The sequence below is a fragment of the Kitasatospora sp. Root107 genome (assembly GCF_001424875.1).
Classification (GTDB): domain Bacteria; phylum Actinomycetota; class Actinomycetes; order Streptomycetales; family Streptomycetaceae; genus Kitasatospora.
Genome location: NZ_LMCT01000001.1, coordinates 383,295 through 405,311 on the forward strand (window position 1 = coordinate 383,295; position 22,017 = coordinate 405,311).

At 70.9% G+C, this 22,017-nt stretch carries 18 protein-coding genes and 1 tRNA gene; 8 read left to right on the forward strand and 11 right to left on the reverse strand.

Going from position 1 to position 22,017, the window contains the following annotated elements; translation table 11 throughout:
* Positions 1-71 precede the first annotated feature (71 nt).
* From ASC99_RS41645 to msrA, 3 genes are all read left to right on the forward strand, one after another.
* Positions 72-1,718 (forward strand): M48 family metalloprotease, encoded by a 1,647-nt coding sequence (locus ASC99_RS41645; RefSeq protein WP_157531326.1) that lies wholly within the window; start codon positions 72-74, stop codon positions 1,716-1,718.
* A gap of 18 nt (positions 1,719-1,736) precedes the next feature.
* A complete protein-coding gene (locus ASC99_RS01695; protein WP_057227319.1) occupies positions 1,737-2,783 on the forward strand; it encodes a DUF4034 domain-containing protein in 1,047 nt (348 codons plus the stop codon).
* A gap of 85 nt (positions 2,784-2,868) precedes the next feature.
* A complete protein-coding gene (gene msrA, locus ASC99_RS01700; protein WP_057227321.1) occupies positions 2,869-3,534 on the forward strand; it encodes a peptide-methionine (S)-S-oxide reductase MsrA in 666 nt (221 codons plus the stop codon).
* Positions 3,535-3,590: 56 nt separating this feature from the next.
* Here msrA and ASC99_RS01705 read toward each other — a convergent pair whose 3' ends face one another.
* From ASC99_RS01705 to ASC99_RS01720, 4 genes are all read right to left on the reverse strand, one after another.
* On the reverse strand, positions 3,591-4,856 hold the full coding sequence (locus ASC99_RS01705) for a hypothetical protein (RefSeq protein WP_057227323.1): 1,266 nt from the start codon (positions 4,854-4,856) through the stop codon (positions 3,591-3,593).
* Between the two features lie 200 nt (positions 4,857-5,056).
* The gene (locus ASC99_RS01710) at positions 5,057-6,304 is read right to left on the reverse strand and encodes an Ig-like domain-containing protein (RefSeq protein ID WP_057227325.1); all 1,248 of its coding nucleotides are present in this window, start codon (positions 6,302-6,304) and stop codon (positions 5,057-5,059) included.
* 177 nt (positions 6,305-6,481) lie between these two features.
* The gene (locus ASC99_RS01715) at positions 6,482-6,817 is read right to left on the reverse strand and encodes a hypothetical protein (RefSeq protein WP_057227327.1); all 336 of its coding nucleotides are present in this window, start codon (positions 6,815-6,817) and stop codon (positions 6,482-6,484) included.
* Between the two features lie 435 nt (positions 6,818-7,252).
* Positions 7,253-8,653, reverse strand: coding sequence for a cystathionine beta-synthase (locus ASC99_RS01720; RefSeq protein ID WP_057227330.1), 1,401 nt, complete (start codon positions 8,651-8,653; stop codon positions 7,253-7,255).
* A gap of 230 nt (positions 8,654-8,883) precedes the next feature.
* On the opposite strand from ASC99_RS01720, the gene ASC99_RS01725 reads away from it, so the two are divergent.
* From ASC99_RS01725 to ASC99_RS01735, 3 genes are all read left to right on the forward strand, one after another.
* Entirely contained in the window at positions 8,884-9,948 is a 1,065-nt protein-coding gene (locus ASC99_RS01725; RefSeq protein ID WP_057227332.1) for an SGNH/GDSL hydrolase family protein, read from the forward strand.
* Between the two features lie 92 nt (positions 9,949-10,040).
* Positions 10,041-11,261 (forward strand): acetyl-CoA C-acetyltransferase, encoded by a 1,221-nt coding sequence (locus ASC99_RS01730; RefSeq protein WP_057227334.1) that lies wholly within the window; start codon positions 10,041-10,043, stop codon positions 11,259-11,261.
* 280 nt (positions 11,262-11,541) lie between these two features.
* Positions 11,542-12,525 (forward strand): hypothetical protein, encoded by a 984-nt coding sequence (locus ASC99_RS01735; protein WP_057227336.1) that lies wholly within the window; start codon positions 11,542-11,544, stop codon positions 12,523-12,525.
* Positions 12,526-12,610: 85 nt separating this feature from the next.
* Here the strand turns inward: ASC99_RS01735 and ASC99_RS01740 are convergent, their stop codons facing one another.
* From ASC99_RS01740 to ASC99_RS01750, 3 genes are all read right to left on the reverse strand, one after another.
* Complete coding sequence (locus tag ASC99_RS01740; protein ID WP_057227338.1) at positions 12,611-12,928, reverse strand: hypothetical protein; 318 nt, start codon at positions 12,926-12,928, stop codon at positions 12,611-12,613.
* Positions 12,929-13,023: 95 nt separating this feature from the next.
* Entirely contained in the window at positions 13,024-13,914 is an 891-nt protein-coding gene (locus ASC99_RS01745) for a Bax inhibitor-1/YccA family protein (protein WP_057227340.1), read from the reverse strand.
* A 139-nt stretch (positions 13,915-14,053) separates the two neighbouring features.
* Positions 14,054-14,138: transfer RNA gene (locus tag ASC99_RS01750), tRNA-Leu, on the reverse strand.
* A gap of 346 nt (positions 14,139-14,484) precedes the next feature.
* Between ASC99_RS01750 and ASC99_RS01755 the strand changes: the two genes are divergently transcribed.
* Entirely contained in the window at positions 14,485-15,258 is a 774-nt protein-coding gene (locus tag ASC99_RS01755) for an ABC transporter ATP-binding protein (RefSeq protein WP_057227342.1), read from the forward strand.
* A gap of 47 nt (positions 15,259-15,305) precedes the next feature.
* Complete coding sequence (locus tag ASC99_RS01760) at positions 15,306-17,867, forward strand: ABC transporter permease (RefSeq protein WP_057227344.1); 2,562 nt, start codon at positions 15,306-15,308, stop codon at positions 17,865-17,867.
* A 195-nt stretch (positions 17,868-18,062) separates the two neighbouring features.
* Here the strand turns inward: ASC99_RS01760 and ASC99_RS01765 are convergent, their stop codons facing one another.
* The 4 genes from ASC99_RS01765 to ASC99_RS01780 all read right to left on the reverse strand — a co-directional run bounded on the left by ASC99_RS01765 (position 18,063) and on the right by ASC99_RS01780 (position 21,927).
* Positions 18,063-19,436 carry an NAD(P)/FAD-dependent oxidoreductase gene (locus tag ASC99_RS01765; RefSeq protein ID WP_057227346.1) on the reverse strand — a complete coding sequence of 458 codons (1,374 nt, stop codon included), beginning with the start codon at positions 19,434-19,436 and terminating at the stop codon, positions 18,063-18,065.
* A 450-nt stretch (positions 19,437-19,886) separates the two neighbouring features.
* Positions 19,887-20,828 carry a Ppx/GppA phosphatase family protein gene (locus ASC99_RS01770; protein ID WP_057227348.1) on the reverse strand — a complete coding sequence of 314 codons (942 nt, stop codon included), beginning with the start codon at positions 20,826-20,828 and terminating at the stop codon, positions 19,887-19,889.
* Positions 20,825-21,463: a DUF501 domain-containing protein gene (locus ASC99_RS01775; RefSeq protein ID WP_057227350.1), complete on the reverse strand. Its 639-nt coding sequence runs from the start codon at positions 21,461-21,463 to the stop codon at positions 20,825-20,827. The genes ASC99_RS01770 and ASC99_RS01775 overlap by 4 nt, the downstream gene beginning before the upstream one ends.
* 41 nt (positions 21,464-21,504) lie before the next feature.
* Entirely contained in the window at positions 21,505-21,927 is a 423-nt protein-coding gene (locus tag ASC99_RS01780; RefSeq protein WP_057227352.1) for a septum formation initiator family protein, read from the reverse strand.
* Positions 21,928-22,017 lie beyond the last annotated feature (90 nt).

Here is a 22,017-nt window from a genome sequence, read left to right on the forward strand (position 1 = left end):
CCGGGCGGCTACGATCTGCACTTTCCGCACACATGTTCAGGCTGCGGACGGAACGTCAGAGGGAGGACCGCATGGGCACGCCCGCGCGACCCACCGGAATGAGCACCGCGGGGCGGGCCGCACTCGCGGTCGCCATGCTGGTCGGTTTCTACCTGCTCGCGGCCGGCCTGGTCCTCGGCGTACTGGGCGCCGATGTCGCCCTGGTGGTGGAGACCGGGCGGCTGAACCCGGCGATCGGCAAGCTGATCCTGCTCAGCCTGGCCGTCGCCTACCCCGTACTCCGGGTGGTCTTCCTGACCCGCAGGCCGCGCGAGCAGGGCGAGGCGTACGGTCTGCCGGTGACCCGGGATCAGCAGCCGGAGCTGTGGGCCAGGGTGGACCGGATCGCCGAGCGGACCGGCGTCCGCGGCCCGGCCGAGATCCGGTTGGTCCCCGAGGTGAACGCGGGTGTCCGGGAGGAGACCAAGCTGCTCGGGCTGATCCCCGGCAAGCGGCACCTGGTGATCGGCGCGCCGCTGCTGATCGGCCTGACCGAGGCCGAGCTGGACTCGGTGCTGGCCCACGAGTTCGGCCACTACAGCAACCGCGACGTCCGGCTGGCCGGGGTCACGGTGGCCGGGCGGACCGCGATCCTGCACACCATCCACGGCCTGCACGCCCGCGCCGACGGCCACCAGGCCCAGCAGGAGGCCGAGCTCAGGGCGAAGGCCGCGAAGCGGCTGGCCAAGGGCAAGAAGGTCTCCGACCAGAAGGCCGGCGGCGGCGTCGACCGGGCACTGGCCAAGCTCTTCACCCAGTACGCCAAGCTGTACTTCCGGGTCTCCGAGTCGGTGAGCCGCCGTCAGGAGTACGCCGCCGACCGGTCCGCCGCCGCGATCGCCGGACGGGACGCCACCGCCGCCGCGCTGCGCCGGCTGCCGCTGCTGGCCGCCGCCGAGGACTTCTACCTCAACCGGTACGCCACCATCGGCTGGTCCGCCGGACTGCTGCCGATGCCGGGTCAGGTGTACGGCGGTCTGGCCGAGCTGCTCGCCGACCCGAAGCGCCGGCAGGAGCTGGCCGAGCTGGCGCTGGAGGCGGACCAGGACGAGGCCGACCCGTACGACTCGCACCCGCCGATCTCCCAGCGGGTCGCCGCGATCGAGGCGCTGCCCGACGACGGCCGGGCCGCCGAGGGTTCCGGCTCCGCGCTCGGGCTGCTGCGCGAGGCCGAACGGACGCTGGCCGAGCTGGAGTCGGTCTCGCTGGTGCCCGAGGCGGCGACCAAGCGCCGGGTCGAGTGGCCGGAGCTGGTGCAGACCGTCTGCCTGGCCGACTGCCGCGAGGACAGCCAGCCGATCCTGACCGCGCTCATCTCCGCCAGGCTGCCCGGCACGGTCGAGGCGCTGCTGGACGCGATCGACGCCGGCCGCACCTGGGAGCTGGCCGGCCGGCTGCCCCGCAGCGAGCAGGCCACGGCCGCGACCGGCCGGTCCGCCCGCGAGATCGCCCGCCCGGTCTTCCGGGCCAGCCTGGCCGGGCTCACCGTGCTGGCGCTGGCCGAATCGGGCCTGGCGCACTGGGAGTTCTCCTGGTCCACCACCGCCGTCCTACACCTGCCGGACGGCTGGGACGACACCTTCACCGCCGCCCTGGACGCCGCCGTCGCGGACGCCCCGGACACCACCCCGCTGCGCACCCTGCTCACCAACGCCGGGCTCACCCCGGCCGCTCACTGAACCACCGGAGTCACCTTCATGCTGTTCCTCACCATCGCCGTCGGCGCGCTGCTGTTCACGCTGTTCAAATCGCTGAAGGCCAAGCGGGCCGCCGCCGTGAGCCACGCCGAGGTGCTGTCCGACCCGGCCCGCGCCTCCCAGTTCGGGCTGGTGCCCAACCAGGGGCTGGTGCTCGGCCGCACCACGGTCGACGACGACGCCCGGATCGCACTGTCCGCCGTCCGGGACGGCAGCTGGCGGGAGGCCGCCGCGTACATCGACGCGGCGGGCACCGACTGGGACGAGCGCTGGGAGCGGACCGAACTCTTCGTCAACCCGGCCTGCAACGACGACAGTTGGCTGAACACCTGGCGGATGGAGCAGCCGGACAACTCCGACGCCGCTTCGCTGCACGTGGTGGCCCTGGTGCACGCGGGCTGGGCGATCCGGGGCTCCGGCTACTCCAACACCGTCACCGACGAGATGTGGGCCGGGTTCCGGCAGAAGCTCCAGCAGGCCACCGAGGCCGCCGCCGAGGCGGTCCGGCTGGCCCCGGCCGCCGACCCGAGCCCGTACCTGGCCCAGCTCGCGCTGGCCCGGGGTGACAACTGGTCGAACGACCACTTCGAGATGTTCTGGGCCAAGGCGGTCAAGCGGGCCCCGCTGAACCGGGACGCGCACTGGCAGGCGATGCAGTACTGGTGCCGCAAGTGGCACGGCAGCAACGAGCTGATGCACGCCTTCGTGGACGAGGCGATCGCCGCCGCCCCGGCCGGCAGCCTGTTCAGCACCCTCAAGCTGGACGCCTACGGCGAGCAGTTCGACGACGCCGAGACCCGGACGTCCCCCGCGCTGCGGGCCGCCGTGGACGCCGTGCTGGCCGACATCGCGGCCGCCCGGCCGGACCACCCCGAGCTGCCCGCCGCCCGCGGCCGGGCCGTCCGCTTCCTGGCCGGCCAGGGCCGGCACGCCGAGGCGCTGACCCAGTTCCAGGCGCTCGGCCCGGTGATCCCCGCCCCGTTCCTGGGCGACCCGGACGAGTTCGTCGAGCTCCGGGCCAGGACCGTGGTCGCCCTCTCCCGCTGACCGCCGCCCGGCGGCCGCCCGGCGGAATCCGGGGCGGCCGCCGGGTGTTGAACAGGGCACCGTCCCCCGATCACTGGGAGCAGCCGTGCTGTTCAACCGTCACAAGAGCGAGCTGGTCACCGCCGAGCAGGCCCTGCCCGGCCGGGCGGCCCCGCAGTTCGCACTGACCGAGCCGCACACCGTGCTCGGCACCCCGCTGACCGGCCCCTACCCCGCCGGTCTTGAGAGGGCCGACTTCGCGATGGGCTGCTTCTGGGGCGCGGAGCGGAAGTTCTGGGAGCTGGACGGCGTGTGGACCACCCTGGTCGGCTACCAGGGCGGGCACACCCCGAACCCGACGTACGAGGAGGTGTGCAGCGGTCTGACCGGGCACACCGAGGCGGTCCGGGTGGTCTACGACCCGGCGCTGGTCTCGTACGAGACGCTGCTGAAGACCTTCTGGGAGGCGCACGACCCGACCCAGGGCTTCCGCCAGGGCAACGACCAGGGCACCCAGTACCGCTCCGCCGCGTACACCCACACCCCGGAGCAGGCGGCCACCCTGGCCGCCTCGCGGGAGGCCTTCCAGCCCGCGCTGACCGCGATCGGCCTCGGCCCGATCACCACCGAGACCGGCCCGGCCGGCCCGTTCTACCCGGCCGAGCCCTACCACCAGCAGTACCTGTCCGACGCCAAGAACCCGAACGGCTACTGCGGCCTCGGCGGCACCGGCGCCAGCTGCCCGATCGGCGTGGCCCGCACCGAGGGCTGAGCACATGACGAAGGCCCCGCCGGAGAACCGGCGGGGCCTTCGTCACGTACGGGGTGTCAGCTGGTGGCGCCGAGCAGCTTCTTGATCTGCTCGAAGGTCATGCCGCTCTGGTTCATCAGCTTGACCTGCGCCTCGGTGATGCCCGTGGCCGTCAGCTCCTTGATCTGAGCCGCCGTCAGCGGGGCCGCGGCGGTCTTGCCGCCGGCCTTGGCCTTGCTGCCGGCCGAGCCCATCATCGAGGTGACGATCTCCTCGAAGTCGGACATCGCGAACTTGGTGGCGCCGTCCGGCGCCTTCGGGGCCTCCCCGGCGTCCTTGCTGAAGGTCACCTTGACCGGCAGGTGCGCCTCGGCCGGCAGCTTGGGGTCGATCTGGGCCAGGTCGAAGGAGATCGCGGAGACCGAGCCGTCCTTGATGAAGACGTCCAGGCCGATCTTCTTGTCCGGGATGTCGGTCGGGGCGGCGCCGGGCAGCTTCTCCATCCCCGGGATGTCCTTGAGCACCGGCTTGATGCTCTTCAGCAGGTCGTCCGCGAGGGCCTTGGCCGGAGCGGCGACGTAGATGTGCTCGGCGCCGTCCTGCTTGCCCTTGTCCTCGAAGGTGACGTTGCGGGAGAGGACGTCCTTGACGGTGTTCACCAGGCCGGAGGCGACCTTCGGGTCGACCGAGGGAGCGGCCGAGGCGCCGCCGGACTTGCTGCCGGCCGCCTTGGTCGCCTGCTCGGCGAACTCCTTGAGGGTCTTGCCCTCGATGGAGATCCACTTGCCGGCGAGGGCGTCCTGGATCACCTTCGGGAACATCGCGCCCGCGTCCTTGAGCTCACCGGCGTCCTCGCCGGCCAGCTGGGCGATGCCGTCGACATCGGCCTTCACGTAGATGTTGCCGTCGACCAGGCGCAGCTCGGCGTAGCTCTTGCCGCTCTTGCCGGACAGCGCGTACGCGACGTCGTAGCCGGGGTCCTGGCCGAGCGAGTTGAGCGGGTCGGCGCCGGACTGGGCGTTCTTGAAGGAGTCGAGGTCCTTGAGCGGCTTGTCCGCGCTGACCGCGAGCGAGATCTTCAGCTCGGCCATCAGCTCGGCGGTCTTGCGGTCCATCTGCTCGCCCTTGTCGCTGGCGAGCTTGTCGAACGCGAGGATCTCGTCGGCCGTCGCCCCGAAGGAGAGCTCGGCCTTGAAGGTCTTGCTGTCCGTGATGTTGCCGAAGGCGTCGGAGACCTTCTCGGCGGCGGTCAGCTGCTTGACGGTGCCACAGGCGGCCAGGCCGGTGGCAAGGACAACGGTGCAGGCGGTCGCGGCGACGGCCCCCCGGACCGTGCGGCGCATGGTGGTGTTGATGGAACTCTCCCCCGTAAGGCTGCGCCCAGGCGGTGTGGACAGCCGGGCGGAAAGGTTTGACTGCTGCTGGATACGGTGCCCAGACAAGCAGCTTTCACCCGCCGGGGCACCCCGATTTCGCCGGTCGTGGCGGAATCGGGACGTGCCCCATAACTTATCCGGTTCTTACGACAGTCCGACCGCGGGGGTCAGACTGCGCTGCCCGCCTGCCAGGTCGCCCAGTCCATGTTCCAGCCGTTCAGGCCGTTCGACGGATCGACCGTCCGGTCACCGGAGTTGATCACCTCGACCACGTCACCCACCATCGAACTCGCGTAGAACTTGGCCCCGTTGGTGTTCGGGTCCGAAGCACCCTTGGCGTCCTTGAGGGCGATGCAGCCGTGACTGGTGTTGGCGCTGCCGAACTGCGAGGCGGGCGACCAGTAGTTGCCGTGGATGAAGGTGCCCGAGGTGGTCAGCCGCTGCGCGTGCGGCACGTCCGGGATGTTGTACTCGTCGCCGAGGCCGACCGTGGCGGAGTCCATCTTGGTCTGCTGGTACTGCTCGGAGATGACCAGCTTGCCGGCCCAGGTCTTGTGCTCCGGGGCGCCGCCGATGATCGGGTAGGTCGCGGTGACCTGACCGTCGGTGGTCACCGTGAGGGTGTCGGCGGAGAGGTCGGCCACGCTGGTCTGGCTGCGGCCGACGGTGAAGTTCACGTCCTTGGACTGGGTGCCGTAGACGCCCTTGGCGCCCTCCACGTCCTTCAGCCGGAGCTTCAGGGTGACCCTGGTGCCCTTCGCCCAGTACTGCTGCGGCCGGAAGTCCAGCCGGGTGCTGGAGAACCAGTGGCCGACGATCTCGACGCCCGGCTGCGCGGTCACCGTGATCGCCTGCTGGACGGCCTTCCGGTTGGTGACCGGCTTGTTGAAGTTGATCGAGACCGGCATGCCCACCCCGACGGTCGAGCCGTTCTCCGGGGTGAAGTAGCCGATGAAGGTGTTGGCCGGCGAGGCGGTGCCGAACTTGGTGTTGGCGTCCGCCTCCAGCTTGTCCGAGTCCAGCGCGACGGCCGCCACGCGGTACTTGGTGCCGCTGATGAGCGGCCCGGTGGAGGCCCAGCTCGCCCCATCCGAGGCGAGCTGCCCGGGTATCTCCTTGCCGTCCTCACCGGTGAGCTTGACCGAGCTGAGCTTGCCGTCGGTGACGGTGACCTTGACCGGCTCGGTGAAGGGGGCATCCGTCACACCGTCGGCCGGAACCACCGTGATCTTGGCGACCGAGGTCTTCGGCGAGCTGCTCGCGCCACCCCCGGTGCTGCCACCGCCGCCGCCCTTGTCGGAGTCGCCGCTGCAGGCCGCCAGCAGGAGGACCGGGGCGCCCAGCAGGCCGCCCAGCACCCCGCGTCGGGTCCAGCTGCTGCCGGAGGTGGGGCGCTGCTCATCGGCTGACGTCACGGTCGGTCTCCCTGCTCTTCACCTGCGGGCGTTACGGATACAAACAACGCAATCCAGGACGAAGCGGTTCCATCACCAAACGGTTGAGATCGTATGAGACTACTGAAGATGCCGCCATAACGGACGAATCGCCCGCCCGGAGCAGTCCGGACGGGCGATCGGTGATGCGGGAGGGGACTACTCGGCCGCCTCGACGGCGTACTCGTCCCAGTTCTCGTCGGTCGGGTCGAACTCGGTCTGGGCGGACTCCCAGGTGGCCGAGGTCAGCTCGATGCCCGGCACCTCGCCGAGCAGCGCCACCGGGTCGATGAAGTGCGCGAGCGAACCGGACGGGTCCACCTCGATCGCCTCCACCGACTGGGTGCGCTCCTCGTCGTCCAGGTACTCGTCGCTCTGGACCTGGGCGAGTGCGGCGGCCTTCAGGGCCTGCTCGTCGGTGATCTCGGCGATGATTTCGATGCTGAGGCGTACGTAACGCGGGGCGTCCTGCTCGGGCAGGTCAGTGCTGGTCATGTGTGCGAGCGTAAGCGAGTCGCGCCGCTCCCGGGAAAACAGGAAGGGCCGGCCCCCGGAAACCGGGGGCCGACCCTTCCGTCTCCGTCGAACTCCCCCACCCGGGAGCCACGGAGACGCGCCTTGCGGCGCGGTAGGTGCCGCAGGAGCCGCCGCACCCTGACCTCGGTCGAGACCGCTGCCAGGGGCGGGACGACGGCAACCCCTACGGGCGGACACGGAAGGCCGGGTCAGGGCCGACCGACGTGTCCGTGGTGACGGCGGTGCCGGGGAGCCGCTCCCGACTGTTGCTGTCACCATGCTCGGCGTCTTGCCGTGACTCATACATTGCCCGAGCCGTGTTAACCGCGTGATGCGCGGAGGTGACACCGGTGTACCACTTCGTGAGAAGACGAATCCTCACCCTTCCGGCGGCCCGGGCGGGCTGACGACAGGTCAGTGACCGGCCCGGGTGGCCAGGAAGGCCAGCAGGTCCTGGCTGGTCACGATGCCCTGCGGCTTGCCCTCGACCAGCACCACGGCGGCGTCGGCCTTCTCCAGCACGGTCATCAGACTGGTCACCGTCTCGCCGGAGCCGACCACCGGCAGCGGCTTGGACATCACGCTCTCCAGCGTGTCGGTGAGCGCGATCCGCTGGGTGAACAGGCCCTCCAGCACCTCGCGCTCGACCACCGAGCCGATCACCTCGCCCGCCATGATGTCGGGGTGCCCGGCGCCCGGGGAGACCACCGGCATCTGCGAGACGCCGAAGTCCCGCAGCACCCGGACGGCCTCGGCGACCGTCTCGCTCGGGTGCATGTGGACGAACTGCGGGATGCCCTCGTGCTCGATCGCGTCCTTGCGGGCCAGCACCTCGCCGATGTGCGCCTCGTCGGTGCCCGACGGCAGGAAGCCGTAGTCGGCCATCCAGTCGTCGTTGAAGATCTTCGAGAGGTAGCCCCGGCCGCCGTCGGGCAGGATCACCACGACCACGTCGTCCGGGCCGAGCCGCTTGGCCACCTCGAGCGCGGCCACCACGGCCATCCCGCAGGAGCCGCCGACCAGCAGACCCTCCTCCTTGGCGAGGCGGCGGGTCATCTGGAACGAGTCCTTGTCCGAGACCGCGACGATCTCGTCCGCCACGTTCCGGTCGTAGGCGGTCGGCCAGAAGTCCTCGCCGACACCCTCGACCAGGTACGGCCGGCCGGTGCCGCCGGAGTAGACCGAGCCCTCCGGGTCGGCGCCGATCACCTTGACCGCACCGCCGGAGGCCTCCTTGAGGTAGCCGCCGGTGCCGGAGATGGTGCCGCCGGTGCCGACGCCCGCCACCAGGTGGGTGATCTTCCCCTCGGTCTGCTCCCAGAGCTCGGGACCGGTCGAGTGGTAGTGCGAGGCCGGGTTCTCCGGGTTGGAGTACTGGTCCGGCTTCCAGGCGTTCGGGGTCTCCCGGACCAGGCGGTCGGAGACGTTGTAGTAGGAGTCCGGGTGCTCGGGGGCGACGGCGGTCGGGCAGACCACCACCTCGGCACCGTAGGCCCGCAGCGTGTTGATCTTGTCGGTGGACACCTTGTCCGGACAGACGAAGATGCAGTGGTAGCCCTTCTGCTGGGCCACGATCGCCAGGCCCACACCGGTGTTGCCCGAGGTGGGCTCGACGATCGTGCCGCCCGGCTTGAGGGCGCCGGAGGCCTCGGCGGCCTCGATCATGCGCATCGCGATGCGGTCCTTGATCGACCCCCCGGGGTTGAAGTACTCGACCTTCGCCAGCACGGTGGCGCTGATCCCCTCGGTGACCTTGTTGAGCTTCACCAGGGGTGTGTTGCCGACCAGGTCGATGATCGAATTGTGGTACCGCACGGGGGTCCTCCCGGTCTGGGACGCTACGAAAGCTATGGGTACTTCAAAGCCTAGGGCGTCTCAAGGGACGGACGCGCACACCCGCGACGTCCGATTCGGCCTCTTCACTTCCCGTACGTTCACCCACCGGATGGGCGATCCGCCCCGATAGGCCCCCGGATCCCTGGGTACCTAAGAGGGACAGAGCAAGAGGTGGCGCCCCGGGAGGGGCCAGGTGAAGGGGGGCCGGGGTGGCAGCGGCACAGGTGTCACGGGCCCGGGTGGCCCGGCGTATCGCCACGGCGGCCGCGTACGGGGGCGGCGGTCTCGGTCTGCTCGGGGTCGGGCTGATCGGCCTGCTGGTGACCGAGAGCAGGCTGGCGGTCCGCGCGGTCGGGCTGCTGGAGGGCGACCCTCCGCCCGCGGACGGGGTGTACGGGGCGGCCTTCGCCGACCCGGAGAGTGACCAGCCGCCGCTGGTGCTCGCCTTTCTGGGTGACTCGACGGCGGCCGGGCTCGGCGTGACCGCAGGGGAGGAGACCCCCGGCGCGCTGCTCGCGACCGGACTGGCCTCGGTGGCCGAGCGCCGGGTCCGGCTGGTGAACGTGGCCCGGTCCGGCGCCCAGTCCGTCGAGCTGGCCGGCCAGGTGGAGCTGGCTCTGCCGCACCGGCCGGAGCTGGCGGTGATCATCATCGGCGCCAACGACGTGACCAAGCACACCCCTGCCGCCCTGGCGGTCCGTCAACTCGGCGAGACGGTACGGGCGCTGCGCGCGTCCGGCTGCCAGGTGGTGGTCGGCACCTGCCCGGATCTGGGCACCATCAAGCCGGTGCAGCCGCCGCTGCGCTGGGTGGCCCGGCGGCTCAGCCGGCAGCTGGCGGCCGCCCAGACCATCGCGGTGGTGGAGCAGGGCGGCCGTACGGTGTCGCTCGGCTCGCTGCTCGGCCCGGAGTTCGCGGCCCGGCCGGAGATGTTCGCGGCCGACCGCTACCACCCCTCCGCGCAGGGCTACGCGACCGCCGCGATGGCACTGCTGCCCTCGCTCTGCGCCGCCCTGGACCTCTGGCCGGAGGAGTCCGGCCCCAGGATCGAGGCCGAGCAGGTGCTGCCGATGGCGGTGGCCGCGGCCGCCGCGGCCGGGCGCTCCGGCACCGAGGTGGCCGCCGCCGAGCGGCTCGGCGACCTGGGCCGGCGCTGGGCGCAGGTCAAACTGCGGCTGCGACTGGGCCTGCCGGACAGCTCGGAGAGCATTCCGGAGGCGGGGTCGGGGTCGGCCAACTCACACCCGGGAACGGGTGACGTCCGAGCTACTTAGCGGTAACTTTCCTCCCGGGCTGACCGCTTGGGCCGGAGTACGGTCGGACGTGTACGCCCCGCAGTCCGGAGACACTCAGCGAGGAGCCCGTCATGCCCGAAGCCGTCATCGTCAGCGCCGCCCGTTCGCCGATCGGCCGGGCCTTCAAGGGCTCCCTGAAGGACATCCGGCCGGACGACCTGACCGCGCAGATCATCGGCGCCGCGCTGGCCAAGGTGCCCGAGCTGGACCCGCGCCTGATCGAGGACCTGATGCTCGGCTGCGGCCTGCCCGGCGGCGAGCAGGGCCACAACCTGGCCCGCACCATCGCGGTCCAGATGGGCATGGACTACCTGCCCGGCGCCACCATCACCCGGTACTGCTCCTCCTCACTGCAGACCACCCGGATGGCACTGCACGCGATCAAGGCGGGCGAGGGCGACATCTTCCTCTCGGCCGGCGTCGAGACCGTCTCGCGCAGCATCAACGGCACCTCGGACGGCATGCCCGGCACCCAGAACCCGCTGTTCGAGGACGCCGTGGCGCGCACCGCCCGCCGTGCGGCCGAGGGCGGCGGCGAGTGGCACGACCCGCGCGAGGACGGCCTGCTGCCGGACGCGTACATCGCGATGGGCCAGACCGCCGAGAACCTGGCCGCGCTCAAGGGCATCACCCGGGCCGAGCAGGACGAGTTCGGAGTCCGCTCGCAGAACCTGGCCGAGGCGGCCATCAAGTCCGGCTTCTGGGCCCGCGAGATCACCCCCGTCACGCTGCCCGACGGCACCGTGGTGAGCACCGACGACGGCCCGCGCGCGGGGGTCACCCTGGACGCGGTCTCCGGCCTGAAGCCGGTGTTCCGCCCGGACGGCACGGTTACCGCTGGTAACTGCTGCCCGCTCAACGACGGCGCCGCCGCCCTGGTGATCATGTCCGACACCAAGGCCCGCGAGCTCGGCCTGACCCCGCTCGCCCGGGTGGTCTCCACCGGGGTCAGCGGCCTCTCCCCCGAGATCATGGGCTACGGCCCGGTCGAGGCCAGCCGCCAGGCGCTCAAGCGGGCCGGCCTGACCATCGACGACATCGACCTGGTGGAGATCAACGAGGCCTTTGCGGCCCAGGTCATCCCGTCCTACCGGGACTTGGGCATCCCGCTGGAGAAGCTGAACGTGAACGGCGGCGCGATCGCGGTCGGCCACCCGTTCGGCATGACCGGCGCCCGGCTCACCACCACCCTGATCAACTCGCTCCAGTGGCACGACAAGCAGTTCGGCCTGGAGACCATGTGCGTCGGCGGCGGCCAGGGTATGGCGATGGTGATCGAGCGACTCAGCTGAGTCACCGGGCCGGTCCGCACCACCCGTTCGGAGTGACCCTGTGTGATTGAGGGCCGGATCACATCGCGATCGTGATCCGGCCCTCGGCATGCCCTTCCAAGCCCGTTTTGTCGACACCCCGAAGTCGGTCAACTCCGCTGCGTAGAACGGCACTACCTAACAATTTGAGGACAAGGCCGAAAGTCCCGGACAAATCGGACATCTGCCACTGCAGCAACTCCTCCCCATGCGGCAGTGTGGAGACGTAACCCCGTTCCACTCCTCGCTAGGAGTACGTTCCGTGAGCGCCGTGTACATCTCCCTGCTGCTGGTCCTGATCGCCCTCTGCACCGCTGTCCTGATGCAGCTGCGCAGCCTGGCCCGTCGGCTCGCCGTCCCGTCCGAACCTTCAAGTGCCGCCGCCCCGGCGCCGGTTGACGAAGCCGTGATCCGCCGCGCGGTCAACGAGGCGCTGGCCGCCGACCGTGAGCGGGAGATAGCCGAGGCCCGGGCGTTCTGGGCCGAGCAGGAGGCCAGGGCGGCCGAGGACGACGCCCCGCTCTTCGACTCCCCCTTCACCAGCGCCGGGCTCAACCCCGGTGAGGAGTGGCCGCTGTTCTTCCCGCGGCCGACAGGACCGCAGGACGCGGCCGACCACTCCGGCACGATGGACCCGGAGTTCGGCGAGGCGCTGCGCTCCGCGCTGGAGGACCTGATCAACGAGGACGGCGGCACCTCGGCCCGCCCGGCCACCGGCGGCCACCCCGCCGGCAGCCACCCCGCCGCCGGCCACCCCGCCGGGACCGGCGCCGGAGTCGGCGGCGAGACCGCCGGTGAGGCCAGGGCCCGTCGCGAGGCCGACCTGCTGGCCACCGGCCTCGAGGCCGGACTGCTCGACACCGAGCCGGCCCTGGACGCCGAGCCGGTGGCCGCACCCGACCCGCGCCGCCACCCCTCGCACCCCGACTTCGTCCCGAGCCAGGCCCCGTCCCGCGAGTGGACCGACACCCGGCTGGCCTCGCTGGCCGAGGAGGCCGTCACGCTCACCGACGTCCGTCCCGGCCCGCTCGGCACCCTGGACGTGTACGCCTTCGCCGACGGCACCACGCTCTGCGTCGCCCCCGGCGACCGGGAGGCGGCCTACCGGCTGATCGACGCCGTCCGGGCCGGTGAGGACGTCCGGCTGCTCGGCGGCTCGCGGTTCTCCGGCTCGTACTCGCTGACCTTCTCCACCGACGAGGAGACCGTCTACGTCCTGGCCGACCGGGTGGTCGCCAGCATCTGATCCACCGCGTCCGATCCACCGCGCCGAAGGCCGGTCGAGTCCCTGGGGTTACCGACTCGACCGGCCTTCGGCGTTTCTCAGATCTTCACGCGGTCAGTTCGTCGACGCCCCGGACCTCGGCCATCGCTTCGGCCAGCGCCGGGGCGTCCGCCACGGCCGCCAGCTCCCGCCCGGCGACCGCGAGTTGGTCTCCGGCCGCGAAGGCCCCTGCGTCCGGAAAGGTCCGGTCCGGCTGCCCCGCCGCCGCCAGCGCCCGCCCGGCCAGCCGGGAAGCCAGCGCGTGCACGGCGGCGGCCCGGCTCGGGTACCCGGGCACCGGCCCGAGCAGCCGGCTCTGCGGCATCGAACGGAAGCGGTCGGCCAGCCGGTCCACGGCGGCCAGCAAGGTCTGCGCATCTGCCATGCCGCGAGCCTAGGGCCTGCCGGACCGGCCCCGGAAACGCCGGAGGCGCGGCCGGACCGAGTGGTCCGCCGCGCCTCCGGGAGTGCTGGTGGTGATTAGTCGTCGCCGCGCAGGATCGCGATCAGCCGGAGCATCTCCATGTAGATCCAGACCAGCGAGAGGGTCAGCCCGAAGGCCGCCCGCCAGGACTCCTGCTGCGGGGCGCCGCCCTGGATGCCCGCCTCGATCTCGGCGAAGTCCAGCGAGAGGAAGAAGGCGCCGAGCGCGATGCCGACGATGCCGACCAGGATGCCGAGCGGGCCCGAGCGCAGGCCCATGTCGGCGCCGAACATCGAGGCCACCAGGTTGATCAGCATCAGCAGCACGAAGCCCATCGCGATCGCGATGCCGATCCTGGTGTAGCGCGGGGTGACCCGGATCCGGCCGGACTTGTAGGCGATCAGCATCGCCGCGAAGACCGCCGCCGTACCCAGCACCGCCTGGATCGCGATACCCGGCCAGATCTCGTTGAAGGCGTGGCTGATCGCGCCGAGGAAGAAGCCCTCCAGCGCCGCGTAGGTGACGATCAGCGGGGCGCTGACGCTCTGCTTGAAGGTGATCACCATGGCGACCACGAAGGCCGCGAAGGCGGCGACCATGGCCGGGCCGAAGTTGGCGGCCGGCAGCGCGAACCAGGCGACCGCGCCCGACGCCACCAGCGTGAGCAGGGTGAGCGCGGTCCGGGCGACCACGTCGTCCATGGTCATCCGGCCGGTCTGCAGCGGGCCGGCCGACGGCGCCTGGTACATCTCGACCAGCTGGTCGTCCGTCAGCCCGCCGCCCTGCGGCTGTGCGTAGGGGTTGTTGCCGTACGGGTTGTTGCCGTACGGGTTGCCCGCATTCGGGGCCCCGGCCTGCGGCTGGCCCGTGTTGAACCCCGCGTAGCCGTTGCCGTTCTCGCGGGTGAAGGAGCCCTCCCGCGAGAAGACCGGGTTGCTGCTTCTCATGTCATTCCCTCCGGGGCGGCATCGTGCCGCCCGCACCGCTCCAGGGTAATGCCTTGGCAAAGGAAGCAGTCTACGCCGCGAGGATGATCTCTCGGACCGTCATTGCGCGGATTTCGCGGTCGGACGACCTGGCGCGGAGTGGTGCCCGGGGCCGGACTCGAACCGGCACGGCCTCGCGGCCAAGCAGTTTTAAGCTGCCCGTGTCTGCGTTCCACCACCCGGGCGGGAACCCCATCCGCCCCTGTGCGGGCTACCCCCGAGACTAGTCGCCCGGTGCGCCCTTTCGCACACTCTCCGCCAGCTAATTTGTCATGTTTCCTTGCCATCTGACGAATCGTCGGTGATTCGGCCAACCCCGATCCGGAATCGGCCACGGCGCCACTCTCAGGGGTTGTGTCATACCGCAGGAGGAGAAAGCCGGACCCCGCGTACGCCCAGCGGCGGTGCTGCCAACCGTCCCCGGGAGCGACGGATTCCATGATCGTCCAGCGGAGTATGGAGTAGCGGTCGGTGCCCTGCGCACCAACCGTCCTCACCACTTCCGCACGCCCCGTCCGCAAGGAGTCCCCCGTGACCACCACGACCGCATCCGCCGTCCAGACCGGCCAGGCGGCCGCCCGAGCCACCGGCCTGAACAAGGTCTACGGAGAGGGCGAGACCAAGGTGGTCGCGCTGGACAACGTCAGCGTGGCGTTCCCGCAGGGGCAGTTCACCGCGATCATGGGCCCGTCCGGTTCGGGCAAGTCGACCCTCATGCACTGCATGGCGGGCCTCGACACGGTCTCCTCCGGCTCCTCGATGATCGGCGACACCGAGCTGGTCGGGCTGCGCGACAAGCAGCTCACCAAGCTCCGCCGCGACCACATCGGCTTCGTCTTCCAGGCCTTCAACCTGCTGCCCACACTGACCGCGCTGGAGAACATCACGCTGCCGATGGACATCGCCGGCCGCAAGGTCGACAAGGTCTGGCTCGACCGGGTGGTCGACACGGTCGGCCTCTCCGGCCGGCTCTCACACCGTCCCTCGCAGCTCTCCGGCGGCCAGCAGCAGCGCGTCGCCTGCGCCCGCGCGCTGGCCTCCAGGCCGGACATCGTCTTCGCCGACGAGCCCACCGGCAACCTGGACTCCCGCTCCGGCGCGGAGATCCTCTCCTTCCTGCGCAACTCGGTCCGCGAGCTCGGCCAGACCGTCGTGATGGTCACCCACGACCCGGTCGCCGCCTCCTACGCGGACCGCGTGATCTTCCTCGCCGACGGCCGCGTCGTCGACGAGTTGACCAACCCCACCGCCGACAGCGTCCTGGACCGGATGCGCCGCTTCGACGCCAAGGGCCGCACGAGCTGACGCTCCGCCACCCACCGGCCCGAACCCAACTCCCCCCAGGACACCCCATGTTCCGCACCGCACTGCGCAATGTGCTGGCCCACAAGGGCCGACTCCTCATGACGGCGCTGGCCGTCATGCTCGGCACGGCCTTCGTGGCCGGCACCATGGTCTTCTCCGACACGCTCGGCCAGGCCATGAAGAACAGCTACTCCAAGAGCTACTCGGACATCTCCGTCCTGGTCACCGACAACTCCGCAGGTTCGGGCGCCACCGCCCGCGACCGGAGCGACGCCACCGGGGCCGAGCTGACCAAGGCGACGGTCGACAAGATCGCCGCGCTGCCCGGCACCGCCAAGGCCCAGGGCGTGGTGGGCGGCTTCACCGGCGTGGCCGACCGGAAGGGCGTCCTGATCGGCCAGGCCTGGCAGGCCCGCGGCGCGAACTTCAACCCGGACGCCACCGGTCAGGACAGCCGCTACCCGATGGCCCAGGGCCGCGGCCCGCAGAAGTCCGGCGAGATCGCACTGGACCGGGAGGCCGCGAGCAGCGGTGGCTACCACGTCGGCGACACCGTCCGGATCGCCGGCAACGGCCCGGCCGTGGACGCCAAGCTGACCGGCATCTTCACCACCGACGACCCGCAGGTCAGCTCCGGCGGCTCGCTCACCCTGATGGACACCGCGAGCGCGCAGCAGTTCCTGCTGACCCCGGGTCAGTTCAGCACCATCACCGTGCAGGCCAAGCCCGGCGTGACGCAGAGCGCGCTGCAGACCGAGGTGCAGACCGCGCTGCCGCAGGGCACCCAGTTCATCGTCCAGACCGGTGAGCAGCTGACGGCCGACGAGACCAAGCAGATCTCCGCCGGCATGTCCGGCATGAAGACCATGCTGCTCGCCTTCGCCGGGATCTCGCTGTTCGTCGGCATCTTCATCATCGCCAACACCTTCACCATGCTGGTCGCCCAGCGCACCAAGGAGCTGGCCCTGCTCCGAGCGGTCGGTGCCGGGCGCTGGCAGGTCACCAAGTCAGTGCTGGTCGAGGCGCTGGTGATCGGCCTGACCGCCTCGGTGGCCGGGCTGCTGGCCGGTATCGGGATCGGCGCCGGGATGCAGTCGCTGATGAAGGTGTTCTCGGCCGGCATGCCCACCGGACCGCTGGTGGTCGCCCCGGTGACCATCGCGGTGGCCTTGGTGGTCGGCGTGCTGGTGACCGTGCTGTCCGCCGTGCTGCCCGCGATCCGGGCCTCCCGGGTCGCCCCGGTGGCCGCGATGAGCAGCGGTGACCAGCCCAGCACCCAGAAGAGCCTGCTGATCCGGAACATCATCGGTTCGGTGATCACCGCCGGCGGCTTCGCGCTGATCTTCGGCGGCGCCTCGGCCGGCGGGGAGAACGGCCGGTACCTGATCGCCGGCGGCGCCCCGTTCGCACTGATCGGCATCTTCATCCTGCTGCCGCTGCTGTCCCGCCCGATGATCGCCCTGGTCGGCCCGCTGCTGGCCCGGCTGTTCGGCACGCCCGGCAAGCTGGCCCGCCGCAACGCGGTCCGCAACCCGCGCCGGACGGCCACCACCGCCGCCGCGCTGACCATCGGCCTGACCCTGGTCTCCGCCATGACCGTGCTCGGCGCCTCGGTCGGCGGCGCGGTGGACCGGATCGTCACCAAGGGCATGGTCGCGGACTACAACGTGACCACCGCCAACCGGATGAGCATGTCGCCCGAGCTGGCCGCCGACGTGGCCAAGGCCCCCGGCGTGGCCGCCTCCAGCCCGCTGACCAACGTCTACTGGGAGCTGAACGGCCGGATCTCCGCGATCAGCGGGGTCGACGCCAAGAGCCTGGACAAGCTGCTCGACCTCACCATGGACAGCGGCTCGGCCAACTCCCTGAGCCAGGGTCAGGTGCTGGTCAGCAGCGAGCGGGCGAAGCGCGACAACCTCGCGGTCGGCAGCGCCGTGCAGATCGGCTACGGCGACGGCACCACCGGCACGGTCACCGTCGGCGGCGTCTTCCAGTCGATCGACCTGCTCTCCAACACGGTGATGTCCAACGCCGAGATCGCCAAGCACGCCAAGGACGACGTCGACATCCGGGACGTCCTGGTGCGCGGCACCGACGGTGCCACCGCGGCCCTTCAGCAGTCCATCAAGGACGCCACCGGCAAGAACCCGGTGATCGAGGTGAAGAGCCAGGAGGACATGAAGGAGGAGTTCAGCAAGATCATCTCCTTCGCCCTGAACATGATGTACGGCCTGCTGGCCATGTCGGTCCTGGTCGCCGTGCTCGGCGTGATCAACACCCTGGCCATGTCGGTCTTCGAGCGGAAGAGGGAGATCGGAATGCTGCGCGCGATCGGTCTGGACCGGAGCGGCATCAAGCGGATGGTCCGGCTCGAGTCGGTGGTGATCTCACTGTTCGGCGCGACCATCGGCGTGCTGCTCGGCGTCTTCCTAGCCTGGGCGGTGAACGGCACCCTGGGCTCCAGCATCCCGGGCCTGGTCACCGAGCTGCCGTACGGTCAGCTGCTGCTCTTCCTGCTGATGGCCGGGCTGGTCGGCCTGGTGGCCGCGCTCTGGCCCGCCCGCCGGGCGTCCAAGCTGGACATCCTGGAGAGCATCAAGACCGACTGACGGTCCGTCCGAACACGCAGAAGGCCCCTGCCGGGGAGGGTTCCGGCGGGGGCCTTCTGCTGCCTGCTTGGCTCTGAACTGCTGTACTCCGCCCGGTCGCACGGCCGGCTGAGCACCACGGAGGTCGTGGTCCGGCGACGCTGCCGGGCGGAGAGCCTCCGACTCGTACCCCGGGTCGTCCCGGGGCCAGTCGTCCTACTTGCTGCTCGCGAGCTCCTTCACCGGCTCGGCGGCAACGGCAGCCACCGGCTTCGGCGCGGGGGCCGCAGCCTCCTGGAACGCCACGAACGGGTTCTCCATCTCGGCCAGACCCACGGTCTCGCGCTTGAGGAACATCGCCAGCGTCCAGTCGGTGAAGACCCGGACCTTGCGGTTCATGGTCGGCACCCGGCTGCCGTGGTACAGGCGGTGGAACCACCAGGCCGGACGGCCCTTCAGCTTGTACTTGCCGAAGAGGATCGCCACGCCCTTGTGCAGACCGAGACCGGCCACCGCACCGAGGTTCTTGTGCTTGTACTCGGCCTGCGGGAAGCCCCGCATGCCCGAGATCACGTTGTCGGCGAGCACGATGGCCTGCCGGACCGCGTGCTGCGCGTTCGGCGGGCACCAGGCGCCGTCGCCGACGGCGAGGTCGGGGACCTGGGCGTTGTCGCCGGCCGCCCAGACGTAGTCGAAGCCCTGGACCTGGAGGGTCGGGGCGGTGTCCACGTGACCGCGCGGGCCGAGCGGCAGACCGAAGCGGTTGAGGATCGGGTTGGGCTTGACGCCCGCCGTCCACACGATGGTGGAGGCATCGGCCTCGACACCGTTCTTCAGCACCACGTGCTGGTCGACGCAGGAGTCCATCGAGGTCTCGATGTAGATCTCGATGTTGCGCTCTTCGAGCTTCTCCTTGGTCCACAGACCGAGGTCCGGGCCCATCTCCGGGAGGATGCGGTTGGCCGCCTCCACCAGGATGAAGCGCATGTCGTCGCGGCTGACGGTCTTGTAGATCTTCGCCGCGTCCCGCGCCATGTCCTCGACCTCGGCGATGGTCTCGACGCCGGCGAAGCCGCCGCCGATCACCACGAAGGTCAGGGCCTTGCGGCGGATCGCCTCGTCCGTGGTGGACTCGGCCTTGTCCAGCTGCGCCATGACGTGGTTGCGGAGGCTGATCGCCTCCTCGACCGTCTTCATGCCGATGCCGTGCTCGGCCAGGCCGGGAATCGGGAAGGTGCGGGAGACCGAGCCGGTGGCCACGACGAGGTAGTCGAAGGACAGCTCGTACGAGTCGCCCGCGGCGGGGTGGATGGTGGCGACCTTGCGGGCGTGGTCCACATCGGTCACGTGACCGGTGAGCACCTCCGCCTTCTTGAGGGCGCTGCGCAGCGGGGCAACGAGGTTGCGAGGCGCGACGTTGCCGCCGGCCGCCTCGGGGAGGAAGGGCAGGTACGTCATGTACGACCGCGGGTCGACGACCGTGACGGTCGCTTCGCCGTAGCGCATCTTCTTGAGGATGCGCATCGCGGCATACAGGCCGACGTAACCACCGCCGACTACGAGGATGCGAGGACGCTCCGTGGTGCTCATATCCGAAAGTATCCACCCCCGGTTGGGGGCACCTTCGTGAGGCCCGTCACAAGCCCCTGGACAGCACCTGCTACACTGCCCGGCCACACTTTCCCGGCGAGGGTGTCACCTCACACCGCCGGGGCGGTCCCTGTGCGGCGCCCGGCCGACGGGGCGGCTCTGAGCAGCAACGATCCCCACCGTGAGCGGGTTCCCGCACTGGTGTTTCGATTCCATCACCGGCCCCGGTACCTGCCTGCGATCCGATGGACACCCGCCGGAGTCGACCTTCGGTCCCGCATTCCGGACGGAGGGGGCATCGGAGTGCGACGAATGACTGGATCGCCATGTGAAGAAATTCACGAAGTTTCTCGCGGCACGCCGGACAGCACCCGGCCCCGGGTGCCGAAGCGGCGTCCCGGGGCCGTCCGGACGGGGTCCGGCAGAGGTCTTCGCGGGGTCTGCGCGGGGTCAGGAGACCAGGCTCCAGGCGATCCCGTCGAGGATGTCGTGCTCGCTCACCACCAGCTCGGCGGCACCGGTCCGCTCCATGATCTCCAGCAGCACCAGGGCGCCCGCACCGATCACGTCCACCCGGCCGGGGTGCATCACCGGGATCGCGGCACGCTGCTCGTGCGTCATGGTCAGCAGCCGGCCGGCCACCTCGCGGACCTGGTCCACCGTCAGGCGGGCGTGGTGGATGGCCTCGGAGTCGTACGCGGGCAGCTCCAGCGCGATGCCCGCCACCGTGGTGACGGTGCCCGCCAGGCCGACCAGAGTGGCGGCGGCGGTCAGCGGGACCACCTCGGCCGCCACGTCCAGCGCGGCCCGGACATCGGCCTTGGCGCGGGAGATCTGACCCAGCTCGGGCAGCTCCGAACCGGCGAAGTGCCGCTCGGTCAGCCGGACGCAGCCGATGTCCACCGAGCGGGCCGCCTCGACGTCCTGCCCGCCGAGCACGAACTCGGTCGAGCCGCCGCCCAGGTCGAACACCAGGTACGGGGCCGGGAACTGACCACCGGTCAGCTCCTTGGTGGCGCCGGTGAAGGACAGCCGGGCCTCCTCGTCACCGCTCACCACGGTCGGCTCGACACCGAGGATCTCGCGCACCCCGGCGACGTACTCGGCGCTGTTCTCCGCGTCCCGGGAGGCACTGGTGGCGACGAACCGCAGCCGGTCGGGGCCGACCCCGTACTCGGCCAGCACGGCGGCGTACTCACGGCAGGCCGCGAAGGTGCGCTCCAGCGCCTCGGGCGCCAGCCGGCCGGTCCGGTCCACGTCCTGGCCGAGCCGGTTGATCACCATCCGGCGGTCCAGGTCGGTGATCTCGCCGGTCTCGGGGTCGAGGTCGGCGACCAACAGCCGGATCGAGTTGGTGCCGCAGTCGATCGCGCCGACCCTGCTGGTGCTCACTCGGACTCCTCGTCCTGCTCGGCCTCGGCGCGCTTGGCCGCGCGCTCGGCGGCCAGCTGCTCCTTGGCGGCGATCACGGCCGCGTGGTCCTGGTTCTTGGCCCGGTTCCTGGCCACCCGGCCACCGGCCGCCTCGACCTCCTCCGGCGAGACGCAGGGGCCCTTGGCCCACCAGTCCTCCAGCATCCCGATCGCCTCGTCGCCGAGCGGGTTGACCCCCGGGCCCGCCGCCAGCGAGTGGCCGACCAGGACGTGCAGGCACTTCACCCGGTCCGGCATGCCGCCCGCGCTCGGGAAGCCCTCCAGCACCTCGATGGCGTCCCGGCGCGCGATGTAGTCCTCGTGCGCCTTCTGGTACGCCGCCGCCAGCTCCGGATCCTCGGCCAGCCGGGCGGTCTGATCCTTCATCACCCCGTCCGCCTCCAGGGTGCCGATCAGCGAGGCGGCCTTGGGGCAGGTCAGGTAGTACAGGGTGGGGAACGGCGTGCCGTCCGGCAGCCGGGGCGCGGTCTCCACCACGTCGGGGTTGCCGCACGGGCAGCGGTGCGCCACCCCGCGCAGGCCGCGCGGGACGCGGCCGAGCTGGGCCGCGATCGCGGCGACGTCCTGGTCCGGGACGGTCGGGTTCTCAGTCATGGGGTGTGCTGCCTCTGGCGGTATCTGGCGGGGTGCGGGATCTAGCGGGGTGCGGGGGTGGAGTCGGCCTGGTCGACCGAGTCCCAGACACTGGCATACCAGGGCTGGGCGGCCTTGGCCTGCGGGGCTGCCCCCGCGTCGGCCGAGGAGGACTTGGGGCTCGGCGGGTTCGGGTCCACCGAGATGAAGGGGGTCTCGCCGGGCATCGCGTAGTGCAGCCGCTCCCGGCCCTGCGCCTTGACGAACTCCGGGTCCTGCCAGCGGGCGCGCTCCCGGCGGAGCTGCTCGACCTGTTGCCTGGCGTGCTCGGCCTTGGCCCGCTGGTCGGAGATCTCCGAGCGCTGCGAGATGAACTGCCGGGTCGGGTAGGCGAGGATCGCCACCAGCGAACAGAGCACCAGTACCAGGACGGTGGCCCGGCTGGTGAAGCGCGGTCGCGCCGCCAAGCCCGGAATCTTCCACATCGCTGGTACCCCTCCTGATCACATGCCGGTGCCCCGGCCCTCCACCCTACGGGGTGGGAGCCGGGGCACCGGTGCAGACGCCTGGGGTGT